Here is a 17,083-nt window from a genome sequence, read left to right on the forward strand (position 1 = left end):
ATGAAAGCCTGTCCTCAGCATAGTACCGGGAAGGAGGGAGTGACCATCTCATTAAATATTCTCGTTTGCGGGATAAAAGTGACCTGACGCAATATTTGCGTTTTGATGCTTATTGATAATGTTGTCACAAAAAGTGAGGGTGACTGCATGGATAAATTACTTGAGCGTTTTTTACAGTACGTTTCGCTGGATACCCAATCTAAACCGGGTGTCCGCCAGGTGCCAAGCACCGAAGGCCAGTGGAAGTTATTAAACCTGCTTAAAGAGCAGCTCGACGCCATGGGGCTGGTTAACGTCACGTTAAGCGAAAAGGGCACTGTGATGGGCACGCTGCCGGCGAATGTCCCGGGTGATATCCCGGCGATTGGCTTTATCTCCCATGTCGACACCTCTCCGGATTTTAGCGGTAAACATGTGAACCCGCAGATTGTTGAAAACTACCGCGGCGGTGATATTGCGCTGGGCATTGGCGATGAAGTGCTCTCTCCCGTGATGTTCCCGGTCCTGCACCAGCTGCTCGGTCAGACGCTCATCACCACCGACGGGAAAACGCTGCTGGGCGCAGATGATAAGGCGGGGATCGCGGAGATCATGACGGCGCTGGCGGTGCTGAAAGGCAAAAACATTCCGCACGGGGATATCCGGGTTGCTTTCACGCCGGACGAAGAGGTGGGGAAAGGCGCGAAACATTTCGATGTGGAGGCTTTTAACGCGCAGTGGGCCTACACCGTCGATGGCGGTGGCGTGGGCGAGCTGGAGTATGAAAACTTTAACGCCGCTTCGGTCACCATTAAAATTGTCGGGAACAACGTTCACCCCGGCTCAGCCAAAGGGGTGATGGTGAATGCGCTGTCGCTGGCGTCGCGTATTCATGCTGAAGTCCCGGCGCAAGAGAGCCCGGAGATGACAGACGGGTATGAAGGTTTCTATCACCTGACCAGCATTAAGGGCACCGTGGATAGCGCCCAGATGCACTACATCGTGCGCGATTTTGACCGTAAAGCCTTTGAAGCGCGCAAGCGTAAGATGATGGAGATCGCCAAAAAGGTAGGCAAAGGGCTGCATCCTGACTGCTACATTGAACTCATCATCGAAGACAGCTATTACAATATGCGTGAGAAGGTGATGGCGCATCCGCACATAATTGATATCGCCCGGCAGGCAATGCGCGACTGCGATATTGAACCGATCTTAAAACCGATTCGTGGCGGTACCGACGGTTCGCAGCTGTCATTTATGGGATTGCCGTGCCCGAACCTGTTTACCGGTGGCTACAACTACCACGGCAAGCATGAGTTTGTGACGCTGGAAGGAATGGAAAAAGCGGTGAAGGTGATTGTGCGCATAGCGGAGTTAACCGCGAAGCGGTGAGACATTGCCCGGTGGCGCTGCGCTTACCGGGCCTACGATCGAAATGTAGGCCGGGTAAGGCGAAGCCGCCACCCGGCATTCAGGCAAGGAGCCCCCATGTCAAACTATCGTCGCCACTATATTCCCGGCGGCACCTGGTTTTTCACCGTTAACCTTCAAAACCGCCAGAGCGATTTGCTTACCCGCCATATCGACAGCTTACGTGCTGCAACCTTAACGGTTAAACGTGCGAAACCCTTCACCATTAACGCCTGGGTTATTCTCCCTGAACATATGCACTGTATCTGGACCTTACCGGAAGGAGACAGTGACTTTTCGGCACGCTGGCGTGATATCAAAAAAACGTTCAGTCGTAACATCGACATGCGTCATATCTGGCAGCCGCGTTTCTGGGAGCACACCATTCGAAACGAAGAGGATTACCGGCGGCATTTGGATTACATCTACATCAATCCGATGAAGCATGGGTATGTCAGTAAGGTTATCGACTGGCCGTTTTCAACGTTTCATCGCGATGTTCACGAGGGATTATATCCTGCCGATTGGGCAGGTGAGATCGAGGAGTTTGCGGCGGGGGAGCGGAAGTGACATTGCCCGGTGGCGCTGCGCTTACCGGGTCTACGATCGGAATGTAGGCCGGGTAAGGCGAAGCCGCCACCCGGCACATCTCAAGACTCAATCCTCAAAAAACCAATACCCGCTGTTAACCAGCGCGGCCAGCATGGCGAGGAATGAGGGATCTTCCAGCGCATCGCCAAAGGTTTCAGCAGTCAGAACCATATGGCTGGCAATCGCTTCCAGTGCAGGACGGTGCGGGGAATCCAGCTTCTCGCCATTGACGAAGACCTCTTCACCGATGCGCAGCACGCGCAACCCGCCCAGACGAACCAGCTTGTCGCCCTGCTGAAGGGCATCATAAATCTCGTCAGCCTGATAAGGCGGCTCCGGAGGCGCCACGTCCAGCTCGTGGCGGGACTGGCTAATAAACTCGCCAAACCACTGTCTGAAATGTTCCGGCTCGTTGATCAGATCCAGCATCATACCGCGCAGCTTGTCCAGCTCTGCTGGCAGAATATCTGCCGGATGCTCGCGCGCAGGCACATCCGGATCGCTGTAGCGATAGCTGCCCAGCTCGCGTTGCAGAACATAGTCGGCAAAGCCGCTGATCATCTCGCGACCGCTTGGTGCGCGGAACCCAACCGAGTAGTTGAGCGAGTTTTCCAGGGAGTAACCCTCATGCGGGAACCCAGGCGGAATGTAGAGAATATCGCCTGGCTCCAGCTCTTCATCAATAATCCCTTCAAACGGATCCACCTGAAGCAGGTCCGGATGCGGACAGTGCTGTTTCATCGGCACTTTCTCGCCCACGCGCCAGCGGCGGCGACCCGTACCCTGAATAATAAACACGTCGTACTGGTCAAGGTGCGGACCCACGCCGCCACCCGGAACGGAGAAGGAGATCATCAGATCGTCCATCCGCCAGTCGGGCAGGGCGCGGAACGGGCGCATTAGCGCGGCAGTGGGTTCGTGCCAGTGGTTGACGGCCTGCACCAGCAGCGACCAGTTGTTTTCACCGAGATGATCATAGCTTTCGAAAGGACCGTGACTGACCTGCCATTTCCCGTCCTGGTGACTGACCAGGCGGCTGTCGACTTCGTTTTCCATGGCCAGACCGGCCAGTTCGTCAGGCGAGATAGGGTCGACAAAGTTGCTGAACCCACGTTTCAGAACCACCGGGCGTTTTTGCCAGTAACGTTCAATAAACTCGGGCCAGTTAAGCGTTAAGTGATAATCCATATTTTTTTATTCCGCAGGTTCTTACTGACACGGATTATAACGGAAGCTCAGCCCCCCGGCTGCGAGATCCTCGCATTTTTCACATAACGGGTTAACTATCGTTCGATGTGGGCTGCTGGCGACCAAAAATCACTTCCATTCTGGCGCCGCCCAGCAAACTTTCGCTGGTTTCAATTTTTCCATCGTACTGGTCGACAATTTCACGTGCGACGGCTAACCCCACCCCCTGGCCGGGGCGCAGCGTATCGGCGCGCTGGCCGCGATCGAACACCACATCACGTTTATTGCGCGGGATCCCCGGGCCATCATCTTCAACGATAATATGTAACTCGTTATCCGTCTGACGCGCAGACACTTCCACAAACTCCAGGCAGTATTTACAGGCGTTATCCAGCAGGTTGCCCATGACTTCCATGAAGTCATTCTTTTCGCCGACAAAGCTTATCTCAGGCGAGATATCGAGGCTGATGTTCACCCCTTTACGCTGGTACACCTTGTTGAGGGCGGACGTAAGATTATCCAGCAGCGGTGCCACCGGGTGCAGCTCGCGGCTCAGAAGCGCGCTGCCGGAACGCATACTGGCGCGGTGCAGGTAATAGCCAATTTGCTGTGAGATTCGACTGATCTGCTCCAGCATCACCGGCTCGGCATCATCAACGCTCAGCTTTGAACTGCGCATTGAACGCAGGGTACTTTGCATCACGGCCAGCGGTGTTTTCAGGCTGTGAGTGAGGTCAGTCAGAGTTGTACGGTACTTATCATAGCGTTCACGTTCACTTTTCAGCAGGCGATTGAGATTACGTACCAGACTTGTCAGCTCACGGGTGGTTTCCGGATTGAGTTTTTCGCGATGGTGTTCCTCAAGCTCGCGCACCTCTCGCGCCAGGGATTCAATGGGGCGCAAGCTCCACCACGCCGCCACCCAAAGCAGCGGGATTACCAGCAGCAGGTTAGCGGCCAGAACATAAACGAACCAGCTCCAGACCCTGTAGGAGCGCTTGAGCTCGACAGGAATGGTGTCGATCACCACAATGGTCAGCTGCGGCATGTTCATCGTCGCCGGGTAGATATTAATCGCCACGGAGTGCGTCATCTCCGTTTCGGCATCATCCTCGCGGATTTCATTGAGTTTCTGCTGCATAGAGCGATCTTCGCGAATCAGCGAGCTGGTGGTGTTAAGATCGGCTTCTATCTCATGAAAACCATTGGTTTTAAGCCACTCCGGACGAATGCTTTTAACCAGCCACGGGATATCTCTTTGCGCCCACAGCAACTTCCCTTTTTCGTTGTAAATCAGGGCTAAAGTAGGGCTCTGTTGATTCAGGTTCTCGGGCATTTCAACGCTGATACGGTTGTTTTCCCATTTCGCCAGAGTGTAAAACAGATTACTTTCGCCACGTAACAGTCGAAAAGTCGTTTTATCGAAGCTGACGCTGTAACCCACCAGGGCGACCATACCGTAGGAGAGCGACAGCACCAGCACCACTGCGGCCGTTGCCAGCAAAAAACGAACCCGCAGTGAGAGGGGCAGTATATGGCGCAAAATCTGTCTCATTTAGCGTAATTCAAACAGGTAGCCCTGGCCGCGGACGGTCGTGATCACATCCTGCGGGTACTGCGCCTGAATTTTCTTACGCAAACGCCCCATCAGCACATCAATAGTATGGCTCTCGCGCAGCTCCGCGTCCGGGTAGAGCTGGAGCATTAAGGAGTCTTTGCTCACAACCTTGCCACTGTTACGGATCAGCGTTTCCATGATGGTGTATTCGAATGCGGTCAGCTTGATCACTTCATTGTTAATCGAGAGCTCGCGTCGGGAGAGATCCACCTGGAAAGGCGGGATGGAGATAACCTGTGAAGCCAGCCCGCTGTTGCGGCGTAATAGCGCCTGCATTCGCGCAGCCACTTCTTCAATATGGAACGGCTTGGTGACGTAATCATCCGCACCGGCGCTGAGCACTTCAACTTTGTCCTGCCAGCCTTCGCGGGCGGTCAGAACCAGCACCGGGAGAGAAACATCATGGCTGCGCCAGCGACGAATTAACGACAGACCGTCTTCATCAGGCAAGCCTAAATCGACAATGGCGATATCCGGCAGATGTTCATTGAGATAATAATCGGCTTCTTTTGCATCTTCAGCATCGTCCACCTGATGTCCCATCTCCTGAAGCTGAACCTTCAGGTGGTGGCGTAGCAATGCGTTATCCTCAACAACCAGTACGCGCATCATCTTTTCTCCCAGAATATGTAGTACGAATAGTTTAACGCTGATTATGTTGCCGTGGGGATAAACATTCAGTAAACCGGGGAAAAGCAACCCCCTTTCCGGGCGGAAAGGGGGGAAGGGGTGTTACTTCAGCTCGTCGACCATGGTAATGGCGCGGCCAATGTAGTTCGCCGGCGTCATGGCTTTCAGGCGCGTTTTCTCTTCTTCTGGCAGTGCCAGACCGTCAATAAACTGTTTCATGCCTTCAGCATCTACACGCTTGCCGCGAGTCAGCTCTTTCAGTTTTTCATACGGCTTTTCGATGCCGTAGCGACGCATCACGGTCTGAATCGGCTCCGCCAGCACTTCCCAGTTGTGATCCAGTTCGTCCAGCAGACGATCGCGATTCACTTCCAGTTTGCTCACGCCTTTCAGGGTGGACTGGTAAGCGATCAGCGCGTAGCCAATGCCCACGCCCAGGTTACGCAGCACGGTGGAATCGGTCAGGTCACGCTGCCAGCGGGATACCGGCAGTTTGCTCGCCATATGCTGCAGCACCGCATTCGCCAGGCCCAGGTTGCCTTCGGAGTTTTCGAAGTCGATTGGGTTCACTTTATGCGGCATGGTGGAAGAACCAATTTCACCGGCGATGGTTTTCTGCTTGAAGTGGTTAAGCGCAATGTAGCCCCACACGTCACGATCGAAGTCGATCAGGATGGTGTTAAAGCGCGCGATGCAGTCAAACAGTTCGGCGATATAGTCGTGCGGCTCAATCTGGGTGGTGTACGGGTTCCACTGAATACCCAGAGAGGTCACGAACTCTTCGCTGAACTGGTGCCAGTCCACTTCCGGGTAAGCGGCGATGTGGGCATTGTAGTTACCGACCGCGCCGTTGATTTTGCCCAGAATTTCAACCTGCTCAAGCTGACGGTACTGGCGCTCCATGCGGTACGCCACGTTTGCCATCTCTTTACCCATGGTGGAAGGGGTGGCTGGCTGGCCGTGAGTACGGGAAAGCAGCGGAATGTCGCGGTATTCCACGGAGAGCGCTTTCACCGCGTCGATGATCTTACGCCAGTAAGGCAGCACAACCTCTTTACGCGCGGTAGAGAGCATCAGCGCGTGAGACAGGTTGTTGATATCTTCAGAGGTACAGGCGAAGTGAATGAACTCTGACACCGCGTGCAGGGCAGGGACGCTTTCCACTTTCTCTTTCAGGAAGTACTCAACCGCTTTCACGTCGTGGTTGGTGGTGCGTTCAATGGTCTTAATGCGCGCGGCATCTTCTTCGCTAAACTCAGCAACGATTTTATCAAGGTAATCGTTTGCCTTTTCGTCAAAAGCAGGAACTTCCTTGATTGCTGCCTGGGCGGCCAGCTTCTGCAGCCAGCGTACTTCAACCTGAACACGGAACTTCAGCAAACCATATTCGCTGAAGATCCCGCGCAGCGCGCTGACTTTATCGCCGTAGCGTCCATCGACAGGGGATACGGCGGTCAGTGAGGATAATTCCATAATTCGCAACTCCGGGAGGTTAACAATGAGCAAGAATTTGTTTTGCCTGAGTGGTCAGGCGATTACGAGAAAACATTAACTGCAGACGGCCACCGCCAACCTGATGCCACAGCACGGCGGCGCGGATCCCTGCCAGCAGGGACGCACGTACTTTTGCCTGCACCTGTGGGCTTTGCAGTACGGCAGGGGATCCGGTGACTTGAATACGTGGGCCCAGCGGGCTGATGACATCAACGTAAATACCGGCCATCGCGCTCAGCAGCGTTTCGGATTGCAGATCAAAATGGTCGAGTTGACGCTGGAGCCCGCCGATACGATCGCCCAGGGTATTGAGCGCGCCTTTCGCCGCGCTCAACTTACGCTCAAGTACCATCAGGCTTAAGGTGTAGCGGGTCAGTTCTGCGTTTAACCCTTGACGACTACTGGCGTTAAGCACGCCAAGCAGGGTTTCAAGACCGAGACGAAGATTGGTTTCACTCCCACCAAATACACCCAGAGTTGAACCGGGGTTAAGGTCGATAACGCTGTTGAGTGAAACGTGCAGGGCATCGGCATCGCAATGACCCTGATGCGCCAGCTGTTGCACCAGACGGGCAGACTGGCAAATTCCTGCCAGCGCCAGGGTGATGTCGTAGTAGTTCTTCGCCACATGGTCTCCTTTATGTGTGCACTCTGTTAAACAGCGGGCAGCGGCAGGCGCTGTTCAATGATCCCGCCGCCCAGGCAGATTTCGCCGCTGTAGAAGACAGCAGACTGACCTGGGGTGACGGCGGCAACCGGCTCGTCAAAACGCACGTCAATGCGATCGTCATCGAGCGCGGTAACGGTGCAAGGAATATCGGTCTGACGGTAGCGCGTTTTCACCGTGCAGCGCAGCGTGCCTTTCAGCGGCTCGCGATCGACCCAGTGCAGCTGTTGCGCGATAAGGCCAACGGACATCAGACGCGGATGGTCGTGCCCCTGGGCGACAACCAGAATATTGTTTTCGACATCTTTGTCGACCACATACCACGGATCTTCGCTGCCATCTTTGGTTCCACCGATACCCAGACCTTTGCGCTGGCCTAAAGTATGGTACATCAGCCCCTGGTGCTGGCCGATCTCATCGCCATCAACGGTGACAATTTTACCCGGCTGTGCAGGCAGGTAGCGGCCAAGGAAATCACGGAATTTGCGCTCACCGATGAAACAGATGCCGGTAGAGTCCTTTTTCTTTGCGGTGATCAGGTCCAGATCTTCCGCGATTTTACGTACCTGCGGCTTTTCCAGCTCGCCAACCGGGAACAGGCTCTGGGCGATCTGTTCGTGGCTCAGGGTATAAAGGAAGTAGCTCTGATCTTTGTTGCCGTCCAGACCGCGCAGCAGTTGGCTTTTGCCATTCACATCTGCACGACGCACGTAGTGGCCGGTCGCAATGTAGTCTGCGCCCAGATCTTCCGCAGCGAATTCCAGGAAGGCTTTAAATTTGATCTCTTTGTTGCACAGAATATCCGGGTTCGGGGTGCGCCCCGCTTTGTACTCTTCCAGGAACAGTTCAAAGACGTTATCCCAGTATTCTGCAGCAAAGTTAACGGTGTGCAGTTCAATGCCGAGCTTATCGCACACGGCCTGCGCATCGGCGAGATCCGCAGCGGCAGTGCAGTATTCCTCGCCATCATCTTCCTCCCAGTTCTTCATGAACAGGCCCTCCACCTTATAGCCCTGTTGCTGTAACAGGTAGGCGGAAACGGAGGAATCGACACCGCCGGACATGCCGACGATCACTTTTTTCTGGCTGTTATCTGACATGGAATACTCACGACATTGAACTTCAAGGCGGCGTATTCTATCACGCCCCCCCACCATTGGCACCCTCTGTAAACGGCCAGTTAAATGCGCCGATGACTTCCAGCGGTAAGCGGCCAGCAGACTGCCAGCAGCGAATGCTTTCCGCAACCAGCGGCGAGCGCAGGTTTGGCGCGTTAAGGATCTCCTCGGCAGTCACCCACAGGCAGCGGTCGATATCGTCATCCTGCGGCTCTGTGGCGCACATTTCGCTAAGCTCGACGGCAAACAAGAAGCGCAGGAACGGGGTGCTATCGGGCGCAATCCACTGATGCAGTCGGATAAAGTGCTGGGGTTCAGCGTGTATGCCGGTCTCTTCCCACAGCTCGCGTTTTGCTGCCTGCAGTAAGGTCTCATTGGCTTCAAGGTGCCCGGCTGGCTGGTTCCACAGCGCTTTACCGTTAATGCTCTCTTCGACCACAAGGAATTTACCCTGGGCGTGGACCACGCAGGCGACCGTAACATGAGGTTTAAACATAGTGACTCCTTAAGCGGTAACGTCTCGCCATTCACCGTTTGCCAGCGTTTCCAGGGTATAGCTGCCCATGGCGTAGCGAATCAGACGCAGAGTAGGGAAGCCGACGTGCGCGGTCATGCGCCGAACCTGACGGTTGCGGCCTTCATAAAGGGTGATTTTGAGCCAGCTTGTCGGAATGGATTTGCGTTCGCGGATGGGCGGATTGCGCGGCCATAGCCACTCCGGCTCATCCACGCGTTCAATACCTGCAGGCAGGGTTGGGCCATCGTTCAGCGTTACGCCACGGCGTAATTTCTCCAGCGTTTCTTCGTCCGGTTCGCCTTCGACCTGCACGAAGTAAATTTTGCCCGTGCGTTTTCCCGGCTGTGTGAGCTTTGCCTGCAGAGCGCCGTCGTTGGTTAAAACTAAAAGTCCTTCGCTGTCCCGGTCCAGACGCCCGGCGGCGTAAACGCCCTGAACGGGAATGTAATCCTTCAGCGTGCTGCGTCCGGCCTCATCGGTGAACTGCGGCAAAACATCGTAGGGTTTATTGAACAAAATAACCCGCTTCGGCTGGGTTTCTTGCGGTCTTCTGGCGGCTTGTCGCGAGCTGAATCGCTCAACCCGGTGTTTTGTAAAAGAAGTTTTCTTCATGGTATTTTCAGGCGTTATCAATTGCCGCATTATAGCCTAATAACGAAGACCTTTCATGGCGCAGGACATTCAGGTACTATCGAAGGGCTCATTACAATTTATTAACATAAGATCAGTAACAACCAGAAGCGCTCGAAGGAGAGGTTAATGGAAAGCAAAGTAGTTGTTCCGGCGGAAGGTAAAAAGATCACCCTGCAAAACGGCAAGATTAACGTTCCTCACAATCCGATTATCCCGTTCATTGAAGGTGACGGTATCGGTGTAGACGTTACCCCGGCAATGCTGAAAGTGGTTGATGCCGCTGTTGAGAAAGCCTACAAAGGCGAGCGTAAAATTTCCTGGATGGAAATTTACACCGGTGAGAAATCGACTCAAGTTTATGGCCAGGACGTCTGGCTGCCAGCAGAAACGCTGGACCTGATCCGCGACTACCGCGTTGCTATCAAAGGCCCATTGACCACCCCAGTCGGCGGCGGTATCCGCTCCCTGAACGTGGCACTGCGTCAGGAGCTGGACCTGTACGTCTGTCTGCGTCCGGTGCGTTACTATCAGGGCACCCCAAGCCCGGTTAAGCACCCTGAACTGACCGATATGGTTATCTTCCGCGAAAACTCAGAAGACATCTACGCGGGCATCGAGTGGAAAGCAGACTCTGCAGACGCAGAAAAAGTGATTAAATTCCTGCGCGAAGAGATGGGCGTGAAGAAAATTCGCTTCCCTGAACATTGCGGTATCGGCATCAAGCCATGCTCCGAAGAAGGGACTAAACGTCTGGTGCGCGCGGCTATCGAATACGCGATCACCAACGACCGTGACTCTGTGACTCTGGTTCACAAAGGCAACATCATGAAGTTCACCGAAGGTGCCTTCAAAGACTGGGGTTACCAGTTGGCGAAAGAAGAGTTCGGCGGTGAGCTGATCGACGGTGGCCCGTGGCAGAAGATCAAGAACCCGAACACCGGCAAAGAGATCATCGTTAAAGATGTGATCGCCGATGCGTTCCTGCAGCAGATCCTGCTGCGTCCTGCTGAATACGACGTGATTGCCTGTATGAACCTGAACGGTGACTACATCTCTGACGCCCTGGCAGCACAGGTTGGCGGTATCGGTATCGCCCCTGGTGCAAACATCGGTGACGAGTGCGCTCTGTTCGAAGCGACCCACGGTACTGCTCCTAAATATGCAGGTCAGGACAAAGTGAACCCAGGCTCTATCATCCTGTCCGCAGAGATGATGCTGCGTCATATGGAATGGTTCGAAGCCGCAGACCTGATCGTGAAAGGTATGGAAGGCGCGATCAACGCCAAAACCGTAACTTACGATTTCGAACGTCTGATGGAAGGCGCTAAACTGCTGAAATGTTCAGAGTTTGGCGACGCGATCATCGCGAACATGTAATCCAGACTCTGGGTTAAACAAGAGCGGGGGCCTGAGGGTTCCCGTTTTTTTTGCCTCTGCCTGCAGGAAATAACACGATGCTAGCCACTGTTCTTATCGCTGTCGTTGCATTTATCCATCTTTACATCCTTGTGCTGGAAATGTTCCTGTGGGACACCAGAACCGGGCATAAGGCGTTTAATCTCAGCCCGGAATTTGCGCGTGAAACCCGCGCGCTGGCCGCGAATCAGGGGCTATACAACGGTTTTCTTGCGGCGGGTTTGCTCTGGAGCCTCTGGCTCGGTGAAGAGGGTGTTCATGTGGCCATCTTCTTCCTGGCCTGCGTGCTGATTGCCGGTCTCTTTGGCGCAGTGACCGCCAGCCGGAAGATTCTGTATGTTCAGGCTTTACCTGCGCTTGCCGCCCTGCTTGCGCTGCTTATCTGAAGCAACGCGTTGGTCAACCGTGCGTCGTCCGATATACTTGTGACTTCATCCTGAGAGGTTTAGACAGTTATGAATAACGACATCCCATTGAAGTATTATGACATCGTCGAAGAATACGCGACGGAAGCCGCAAAGCCTGTCAGTGAGTCAGAGCAGGACCCACTGGCGCATTATTTCCAGCTGCTGCTCACGCGGTTATCAAATAATGAGGAGATTGATGAGGAAGCTCAGCAAGAGATGGCGCGTGAAGCCGGGGTTCATGCTGAACGTATTGATGATATTGCGAACTTCCTTAATCAGTGGGGAAATGAATAGCCTACCGCGCCAGACCCAGGAGCCGCTTCGCAAGCTCACGGCGGGAAACAGATTTTGAAAAATACCATCCCTGAACCAGAGCCTCAGGATATCGTTCAGCAATAAAGCGGAATTGTATTTCGTTCTCAACGCCTTCGAAAACCAGCGTTTTATTCAGTTTTGCGAGGGCGTCGCTAAAGATCACAAAAATGTTCTGCTTATAATGCTCACTGATGCCATCGACCAGCGACTTGTCGATTTTGATCTCATCATATTCAAGAAGCGAAAGCCTGGCCAGGTTGGAGTTTTGCACACCGAAGTCATCAATGGATATTCTGACACCAAGGGATTTTAACTTCTGACAGAAGCCCTCCAGAATATTCGCGGTGGAAACGGCTTTTTCAGAGAGCTCGACTTTTACCAGAGGCAGCGGAATGTTGTTGGCTAAACATCCACGGCGCAAAATGCTGATAAATTGTCCATCTTCAATTTCCGTTCGACCAACATTGAGCGAAACGACCAGCTGATGCTTAAGCACCAGCGGTGCGATGTCCTTAAGGGATTTCTCAAGAATATGGGTATAATATTTCTTATACAAACCAATTTTCTGGATTAATGGAATAAACAATTCCGGCGAGACGTCACCGTGTTTTGCGTCGCGCCATCTCGATAAAACCTCCACGCCCACTATTTTGCTATCCTGAATGCGAATTATGGGCTGGTAGTGAACGCCAATAGTGTTGGTTAAGACAGCTTTAACCAACGTCCGTTCCAGTGAAAATCGGTCTTCATTGAGTCGAAAGAAAAATAACGTTATCGCAATCCAGATAAAACATAAAATAGCCACGAGAAAGGCAAACACCGCGGGAGATAACGAGGCCAGTCCTGCATGGTGATGCTTCACAATGACGCACAAATCCCAGGAAGTGCTGCACTGTGTGAGGGTGAGGGTAAATAACGTGGAATGTACCCCATCCTGTTCTTTTACCTCATGGGTTGCTGAAAAAAATATTCTGGCAAAGTCTTTGGTGGTTGCGCTGAGGGAGTAATTGCTGGTAACCGGGGTGAATTTATCGTAAGCGTAGCGGGAGGAGAAGATAATAAGATTATTATAGATGGCCGCATTGCCCGTGAAAAAATCTTTTCTGGAAAATTGCGCGAGCAGGAATCCCCTGGGTGTTTTATGGAGCTCTGCTGGCAGGGGGACAGGGTTAGCGAGTTTTCCCCAAAAAGCGGTACAGATTATTTTTCCCTGCTCTATAAAACCGATGTCTGCAAAATAAAGGCTGTCGAGCTTAATCTGTCTGTAGCGATCAAGGCTGGCTTTGTCGCATCCCTGAGTGGTCAGGCCTTTAAGTGTCTGCGCCACGCTCTGAGACAGGCCTTCTGAATACTGTAAAAGGGTCTGGGAAATCTCACGCAGTTTGCTTTTCTGCTGGCCCATGATAACCGCATTGACCGTATAGAGAGACAGAAAGACCAGAAACGCTGAAACGATAGTAACGGCAACGATCTTTTTCATTTTCCAGATACCTTGTCCGCTCCCTGATTTTTCAAATCTTATCACAGGCTGGGCTTGCTACAAGCCTGATAATATGGGTAGTCAGCCTAATCCAGGCGGATGAACTATGCTTAAGTGCAATTCATTTTCCTCTTAACCTGAGCTTTGTTACAGTGACAAGAGTTGTCAGCCAGGGATGTCAGGCGTGATAAGGTGGAAAAGCTCGTGCATGTCAAAAATACTTTTTACACAACAACCATAACCGTCATCATTGTCTCGTTGATCATTTCATTGTCGCTTGCCGTGCAGATTGCAACGTCCCGACAGCAGTCAATCCAGCAGATCAATACCAGCGTTGCCAACCTGAGCCATACCCTGAATGTCTATACAGAAGGCATCATACGCCAAAGTGAAATGTTGATTACCACCGTTTCCGACACCCTTGAAATTTATGGCATGACCCCGCAACAGGCGATCAATATTCAGCGAATGATAAGCAATCAGGATAACCTTCTTACCCAGATTAATAATGTGGTTGTCTATGATGCGCAGGGGGATATCTTCACCGCCTTGCACGAAACTTTTGCAGGTCCCCGTAAAGGCGCGGACCGGTCATTCTTTGTCTATCACAAGGAAAATAAAAGCCAGCAGATATTTATTGGCGAGCCAGTGATAAGCAGAACCAATAGTAAATGGGTTATTACCATAAGCCGACGCCTTGATACTCACACGGGGGCATTTAACGGCGTCGTGGTGGTGACGCTGGGTATCGAAAACTTTCTGACCCTTTATGGACAGATCAATATCGGACACGCGGGCGTTATTGGCTTAACGACACAAACAGGCGTTTTACTGATTCGCTACCCCTTTAAGAATACCTATATCGGTACGATTTTTTCAGATTCCCCTCTCTTCAGGAAATACCTAAAAGTACAAAATACAGGGATAGCCAGCTCCGTTTCCCGGTTTGATAAAATCGAACGCATCTATGCCTATGAGAAAAACAGCCGCTACGGACTGGTCACGACGGTGGCGGTCAGCGCGGATGAAGCCCTTTCCCCCTGGCGCAAGCAGGCGATTCAGCTTGCCTTACTTATTTTCGTTTTTACCGCGATACTCATCGTGGCGTCTTATTTCCTGTATTCCGACTTATCCAGAAAAACACGGGATAACAAAGCGCTAAAGATTATTGCCTCGGAGGATGCCCTGACCGGGCTTTATAACCGACGTATTTTCGATGAAAAAATTCTCTCCGACATCGCGATGTGTGCGGCAGAGGACGCGCCGATTTCGCTCCTCCTCGTGGATGTGGACTACTTCAAAAAGTACAACGATAACTATGGTCACCCGGAAGGGGACAGGTGTCTGGCATTACTGGGAAACTGCCTCAGGGAAAGCCTCACTCGCGACAACCAGCTTGTGGCGCGATATGGCGGGGAGGAGTTTGCATTGATATTGCCTGAATCGGATATCCAGGAGGCGCTCCGCCTTGCACAGGCGATTATTCGCAATGTCTTCTCACTCCACATTGAACACGCGTTCAGTCCTTTCGGGCGGGTCACGGTGAGTGTAGGCATCTCCACTGCGCGTGCTGTCGACATCGCGGGCAGTCAGCAGAAAATTATTATTGCCGCGGACCAGGCGCTCTATCAGGCAAAACGTGGAGGCCGTAACCGGCACGCTTTTGTTGGGGTATAACCCAAAAAAAAGCCCACGAAAGCGTGGGCAAGAAATACTGGAAGCAATGTGAGCAATGTCGTACTGAATACCTGAGTATTTCTCTCAACTATTCAGTGTTGAGAAAGATAATCTTTCTCAACAAAAGATGCAACCCCACATTTCCTGGGGAAGGGCATTTTGATGGTAAAATGCGCATCCGGTCAGTGTGAGGCTTATCACAAATTTCCTTTCTCAAATCCTGTGCTATCCTTTTTTGTGTCGTTGATTTAATGACAAAAACCATACAGAGAGGAAAGTTATGGGAATTTTATCCTGGATTATCTTTGGGCTGATTGCGGGTATTCTGGCGAAGTGGATCATGCCGGGCAAAGATGGCGGTGGGTTTATCGTCACCGTAATACTGGGTATTGTCGGCGCGGTAGTCGGCGGCTGGATCAGTACGCTGTTCGGCTTCGGGAAAGTAGATGGCTTTAACTTCGGCAGCTTTGCGGTTGCGGTGATCGGCGCGCTGGTTGTGCTGTTTATCTACAGAAAGATCAAAAGCTAAAACTGAAGCGTTAAAAAAGGCTGCCGGATGGCGGCCTTTTTACATCACGGGTTCACCACCAGCCAAGCTGCGTGCCAGCAAAGGCCACAATGGCGATGATTAACATAATGAGCGTGGTTTTTCTCATTTATGCCCCCGGTGCAGCGTAACCACCGACAAAAAACCACGCCAGAAACACGACCGCCGTTATAAAAATAACGACAGGGAAGAGGATCCCTATTCTCATATCATCACCTTTTTCTTTTTATAACGCCGTAGAGTGTACGGGGTTAATCCATCGCGAGAAAGCGTGTTTTGCTTTTTCCTTTCTTATCCTGATACATCGCCACATCAGCAGCACGTAATGCGCTGTCCGGATCGGTTACGTCTGGGTCCACTTCGATAACGCCGAGGCTGGCTCCCGGATAAATAAGGTTAATGTTACCCAGCCAGTATTCCCCTGCAATGCGTGCGCTGAAGCGCGCTTTGAGCTGATTCATGTGCTCCTCATTGTCGACATGACTCAGAGAGGCCACCAGAAACTCATCGCCGCCCAGCCGACCAATGATATCGTCCTGCTGTTTTTCTGCGGTCAAACGCTTGCCCACTTCAATCAGGAACTGGTCGCCTGCTTCATGCCCATACCGATCGTTAATCAATTTAAAATCGTCCAGATCGATAAACGCAATGATGGCATTACGTTTCATGTGCCGAGCCAGGGAAAACAGAGTAGTCAGATCCTCAAAGATGGCGCGACGATTGGGCAGGCCGGTAAGGGCATCGGTATAAGAGTGTGCGATGAGCGCCGCGTTAGCTTCCCGAAGCTGGTTCACCAGAGATTCTTTCTGAATGTACTGACCAATCAACCCGGCGAATAATTTTAACATCTGTTCACCGCGCTCGCTGAGCGGCTTTTTAGCCGTGCTGGTGGCGCAAAGCGTACCGTAAAGCGAGCCATCGGCGAGATGAACCGGAATGCTCATGTAAGTGGTAATACCGAGAGCTTTCGCCGCTTCGCACTCCGGCCAGCGCTCGGGGACATCGTTACTGAAGATGGTGTCGCTATCCAGCGCGCGCTTACACAGCGTTTCATCCCAGGGCACGCTCAGCCCCTCCGGGATCGTCATCTGCTTACTGTTTCGGGCATAAAGGATATGCTGCAGCCGCGCCTGGATATCCACCTTCGTCAGGTAAGTCGACTCCATATCGGTGACGATTTCCAGCATCTCCAGCAGCTGACGAACGAGACTTTCAAGGGATTGCTCAGTAACGAGGGTTTCTGAAACACGGGCAAGGATAATATCCGACATGACGTAGAAAGACTCCCAGGCAGAAGACGTCTGCATCTGCATGTTATGCTGAATTCTTAGGCTTCAGGCATAGTAAAACATGAATGCAGAAAATTTTATATATGGAGAAAGCGGCGCTGAGCCGT

General features: G+C 52.4%; 18 protein-coding genes. 7 read left to right on the forward strand and 11 right to left on the reverse strand.

Annotated features, from left to right (window positions below; translation table 11 throughout):
* The first annotated feature begins 147 nt into the window (after nt 1–147).
* Both pepT and ACOTYN_RS01405 read left to right on the forward strand, forming a co-directional pair.
* Nucleotides 148–1,371 carry a peptidase T gene (pepT, locus tag ACOTYN_RS01400; RefSeq protein WP_014883416.1) on the forward strand — a complete coding sequence of 408 codons (1,224 nt, stop codon included), beginning with the start codon at nt 148–150 and terminating at the stop codon, nt 1,369–1,371.
* A gap of 96 nt (nt 1,372–1,467) precedes the next feature.
* Nucleotides 1,468–1,959, forward strand: a complete 492-nt coding sequence (locus ACOTYN_RS01405) for an REP-associated tyrosine transposase (protein ID WP_047027470.1) — start codon at nt 1,468–1,470, stop codon at nt 1,957–1,959.
* Nucleotides 1,960–2,046: 87 nt separating this feature from the next.
* On the opposite strand, the gene ACOTYN_RS01410 is transcribed toward ACOTYN_RS01405, so the two are convergent.
* From ACOTYN_RS01410 to rluE, 8 genes are all read right to left on the reverse strand, one after another.
* Nucleotides 2,047–3,168, reverse strand: a complete 1,122-nt coding sequence (locus ACOTYN_RS01410) for a cupin domain-containing protein (protein WP_014883418.1) — start codon at nt 3,166–3,168, stop codon at nt 2,047–2,049.
* A 91-nt stretch (nt 3,169–3,259) separates the two neighbouring features.
* Entirely contained in the window at nt 3,260–4,723 is a 1,464-nt protein-coding gene (phoQ, locus tag ACOTYN_RS01415) for a two-component system sensor histidine kinase PhoQ (RefSeq protein ID WP_014883419.1), read from the reverse strand.
* On the reverse strand, nt 4,724–5,395 hold the full coding sequence (phoP, locus tag ACOTYN_RS01420; RefSeq protein ID WP_014883420.1) for a two-component system response regulator PhoP: 672 nt from the start codon (nt 5,393–5,395) through the stop codon (nt 4,724–4,726).
* A gap of 123 nt (nt 5,396–5,518) precedes the next feature.
* A complete protein-coding gene (gene purB, locus ACOTYN_RS01425; RefSeq protein WP_014883421.1) occupies nt 5,519–6,889 on the reverse strand; it encodes an adenylosuccinate lyase in 1,371 nt (456 codons plus the stop codon).
* 19 nt (nt 6,890–6,908) lie between these two features.
* Entirely contained in the window at nt 6,909–7,538 is a 630-nt protein-coding gene (hflD, locus tag ACOTYN_RS01430) for a high frequency lysogenization protein HflD (RefSeq protein ID WP_014883422.1), read from the reverse strand.
* Nucleotides 7,539–7,564: 26 nt separating this feature from the next.
* The gene (gene mnmA / locus ACOTYN_RS01435; RefSeq protein WP_332956211.1) at nt 7,565–8,677 is read right to left on the reverse strand and encodes a tRNA 2-thiouridine(34) synthase MnmA; all 1,113 of its coding nucleotides are present in this window, start codon (nt 8,675–8,677) and stop codon (nt 7,565–7,567) included.
* Between the two features lie 40 nt (nt 8,678–8,717).
* The gene (locus ACOTYN_RS01440; protein ID WP_014883424.1) at nt 8,718–9,191 is read right to left on the reverse strand and encodes an NUDIX hydrolase; all 474 of its coding nucleotides are present in this window, start codon (nt 9,189–9,191) and stop codon (nt 8,718–8,720) included.
* Nucleotides 9,192–9,200: 9 nt separating this feature from the next.
* Nucleotides 9,201–9,854, reverse strand: a complete 654-nt coding sequence (gene rluE, locus ACOTYN_RS01445; RefSeq protein WP_071922335.1) for a 23S rRNA pseudouridine(2457) synthase RluE — start codon at nt 9,852–9,854, stop codon at nt 9,201–9,203.
* Between the two features lie 117 nt (nt 9,855–9,971).
* On the opposite strand from rluE, the gene icd reads away from it, so the two are divergent.
* The 3 genes from icd (at nt 9,972) to ACOTYN_RS01460 (ending at nt 11,962) form a co-directional block, all read left to right on the forward strand.
* Nucleotides 9,972–11,222, forward strand: coding sequence for an NADP-dependent isocitrate dehydrogenase (gene icd / locus ACOTYN_RS01450; protein ID WP_014883426.1), 1,251 nt, complete (start codon nt 9,972–9,974; stop codon nt 11,220–11,222).
* A 77-nt stretch (nt 11,223–11,299) separates the two neighbouring features.
* On the forward strand, nt 11,300–11,647 hold the full coding sequence (locus ACOTYN_RS01455; protein WP_047344171.1) for a DUF1304 domain-containing protein: 348 nt from the start codon (nt 11,300–11,302) through the stop codon (nt 11,645–11,647).
* Nucleotides 11,648–11,716: 69 nt separating this feature from the next.
* Nucleotides 11,717–11,962, forward strand: coding sequence for a DUF2543 family protein (locus ACOTYN_RS01460; protein WP_014883428.1), 246 nt, complete (start codon nt 11,717–11,719; stop codon nt 11,960–11,962).
* Between the two features lies 1 nt (nt 11,963).
* Here ACOTYN_RS01460 and ACOTYN_RS01465 read toward each other — a convergent pair whose 3' ends face one another.
* Nucleotides 11,964–13,463 carry an EAL domain-containing protein gene (locus tag ACOTYN_RS01465; RefSeq protein ID WP_071922334.1) on the reverse strand — a complete coding sequence of 500 codons (1,500 nt, stop codon included), beginning with the start codon at nt 13,461–13,463 and terminating at the stop codon, nt 11,964–11,966.
* A 192-nt stretch (nt 13,464–13,655) separates the two neighbouring features.
* Between ACOTYN_RS01465 and ACOTYN_RS01470 the strand changes: the two genes are divergently transcribed.
* Together ACOTYN_RS01470 and ACOTYN_RS01475 are read left to right on the forward strand one after the other, a co-directional pair.
* Complete coding sequence (locus ACOTYN_RS01470; protein WP_240498827.1) at nt 13,656–15,140, forward strand: sensor domain-containing diguanylate cyclase; 1,485 nt, start codon at nt 13,656–13,658, stop codon at nt 15,138–15,140.
* A gap of 280 nt (nt 15,141–15,420) precedes the next feature.
* On the forward strand, nt 15,421–15,669 hold the full coding sequence (locus tag ACOTYN_RS01475) for a GlsB/YeaQ/YmgE family stress response membrane protein (RefSeq protein WP_008500746.1): 249 nt from the start codon (nt 15,421–15,423) through the stop codon (nt 15,667–15,669).
* A gap of 127 nt (nt 15,670–15,796) precedes the next feature.
* Here the strand turns inward: ACOTYN_RS01475 and ACOTYN_RS01480 are convergent, their stop codons facing one another.
* The gene (locus tag ACOTYN_RS01480) at nt 15,797–15,895 is read right to left on the reverse strand and encodes a YoaK family small membrane protein (protein ID WP_014883431.1); all 99 of its coding nucleotides are present in this window, start codon (nt 15,893–15,895) and stop codon (nt 15,797–15,799) included.
* Nucleotides 15,896–15,938: 43 nt separating this feature from the next.
* Nucleotides 15,939–16,958, reverse strand: coding sequence for a sensor domain-containing diguanylate cyclase (locus ACOTYN_RS01485; RefSeq protein ID WP_332956371.1), 1,020 nt, complete (start codon nt 16,956–16,958; stop codon nt 15,939–15,941).
* Nucleotides 16,959–17,083: the final 125 nt, after the last annotated feature.

This window comes from Enterobacter cloacae complex sp. IR5458 (assembly GCF_049238025.1).
GTDB classification, from domain to species: domain Bacteria; phylum Pseudomonadota; class Gammaproteobacteria; order Enterobacterales; family Enterobacteriaceae; genus Enterobacter; species Enterobacter kobei.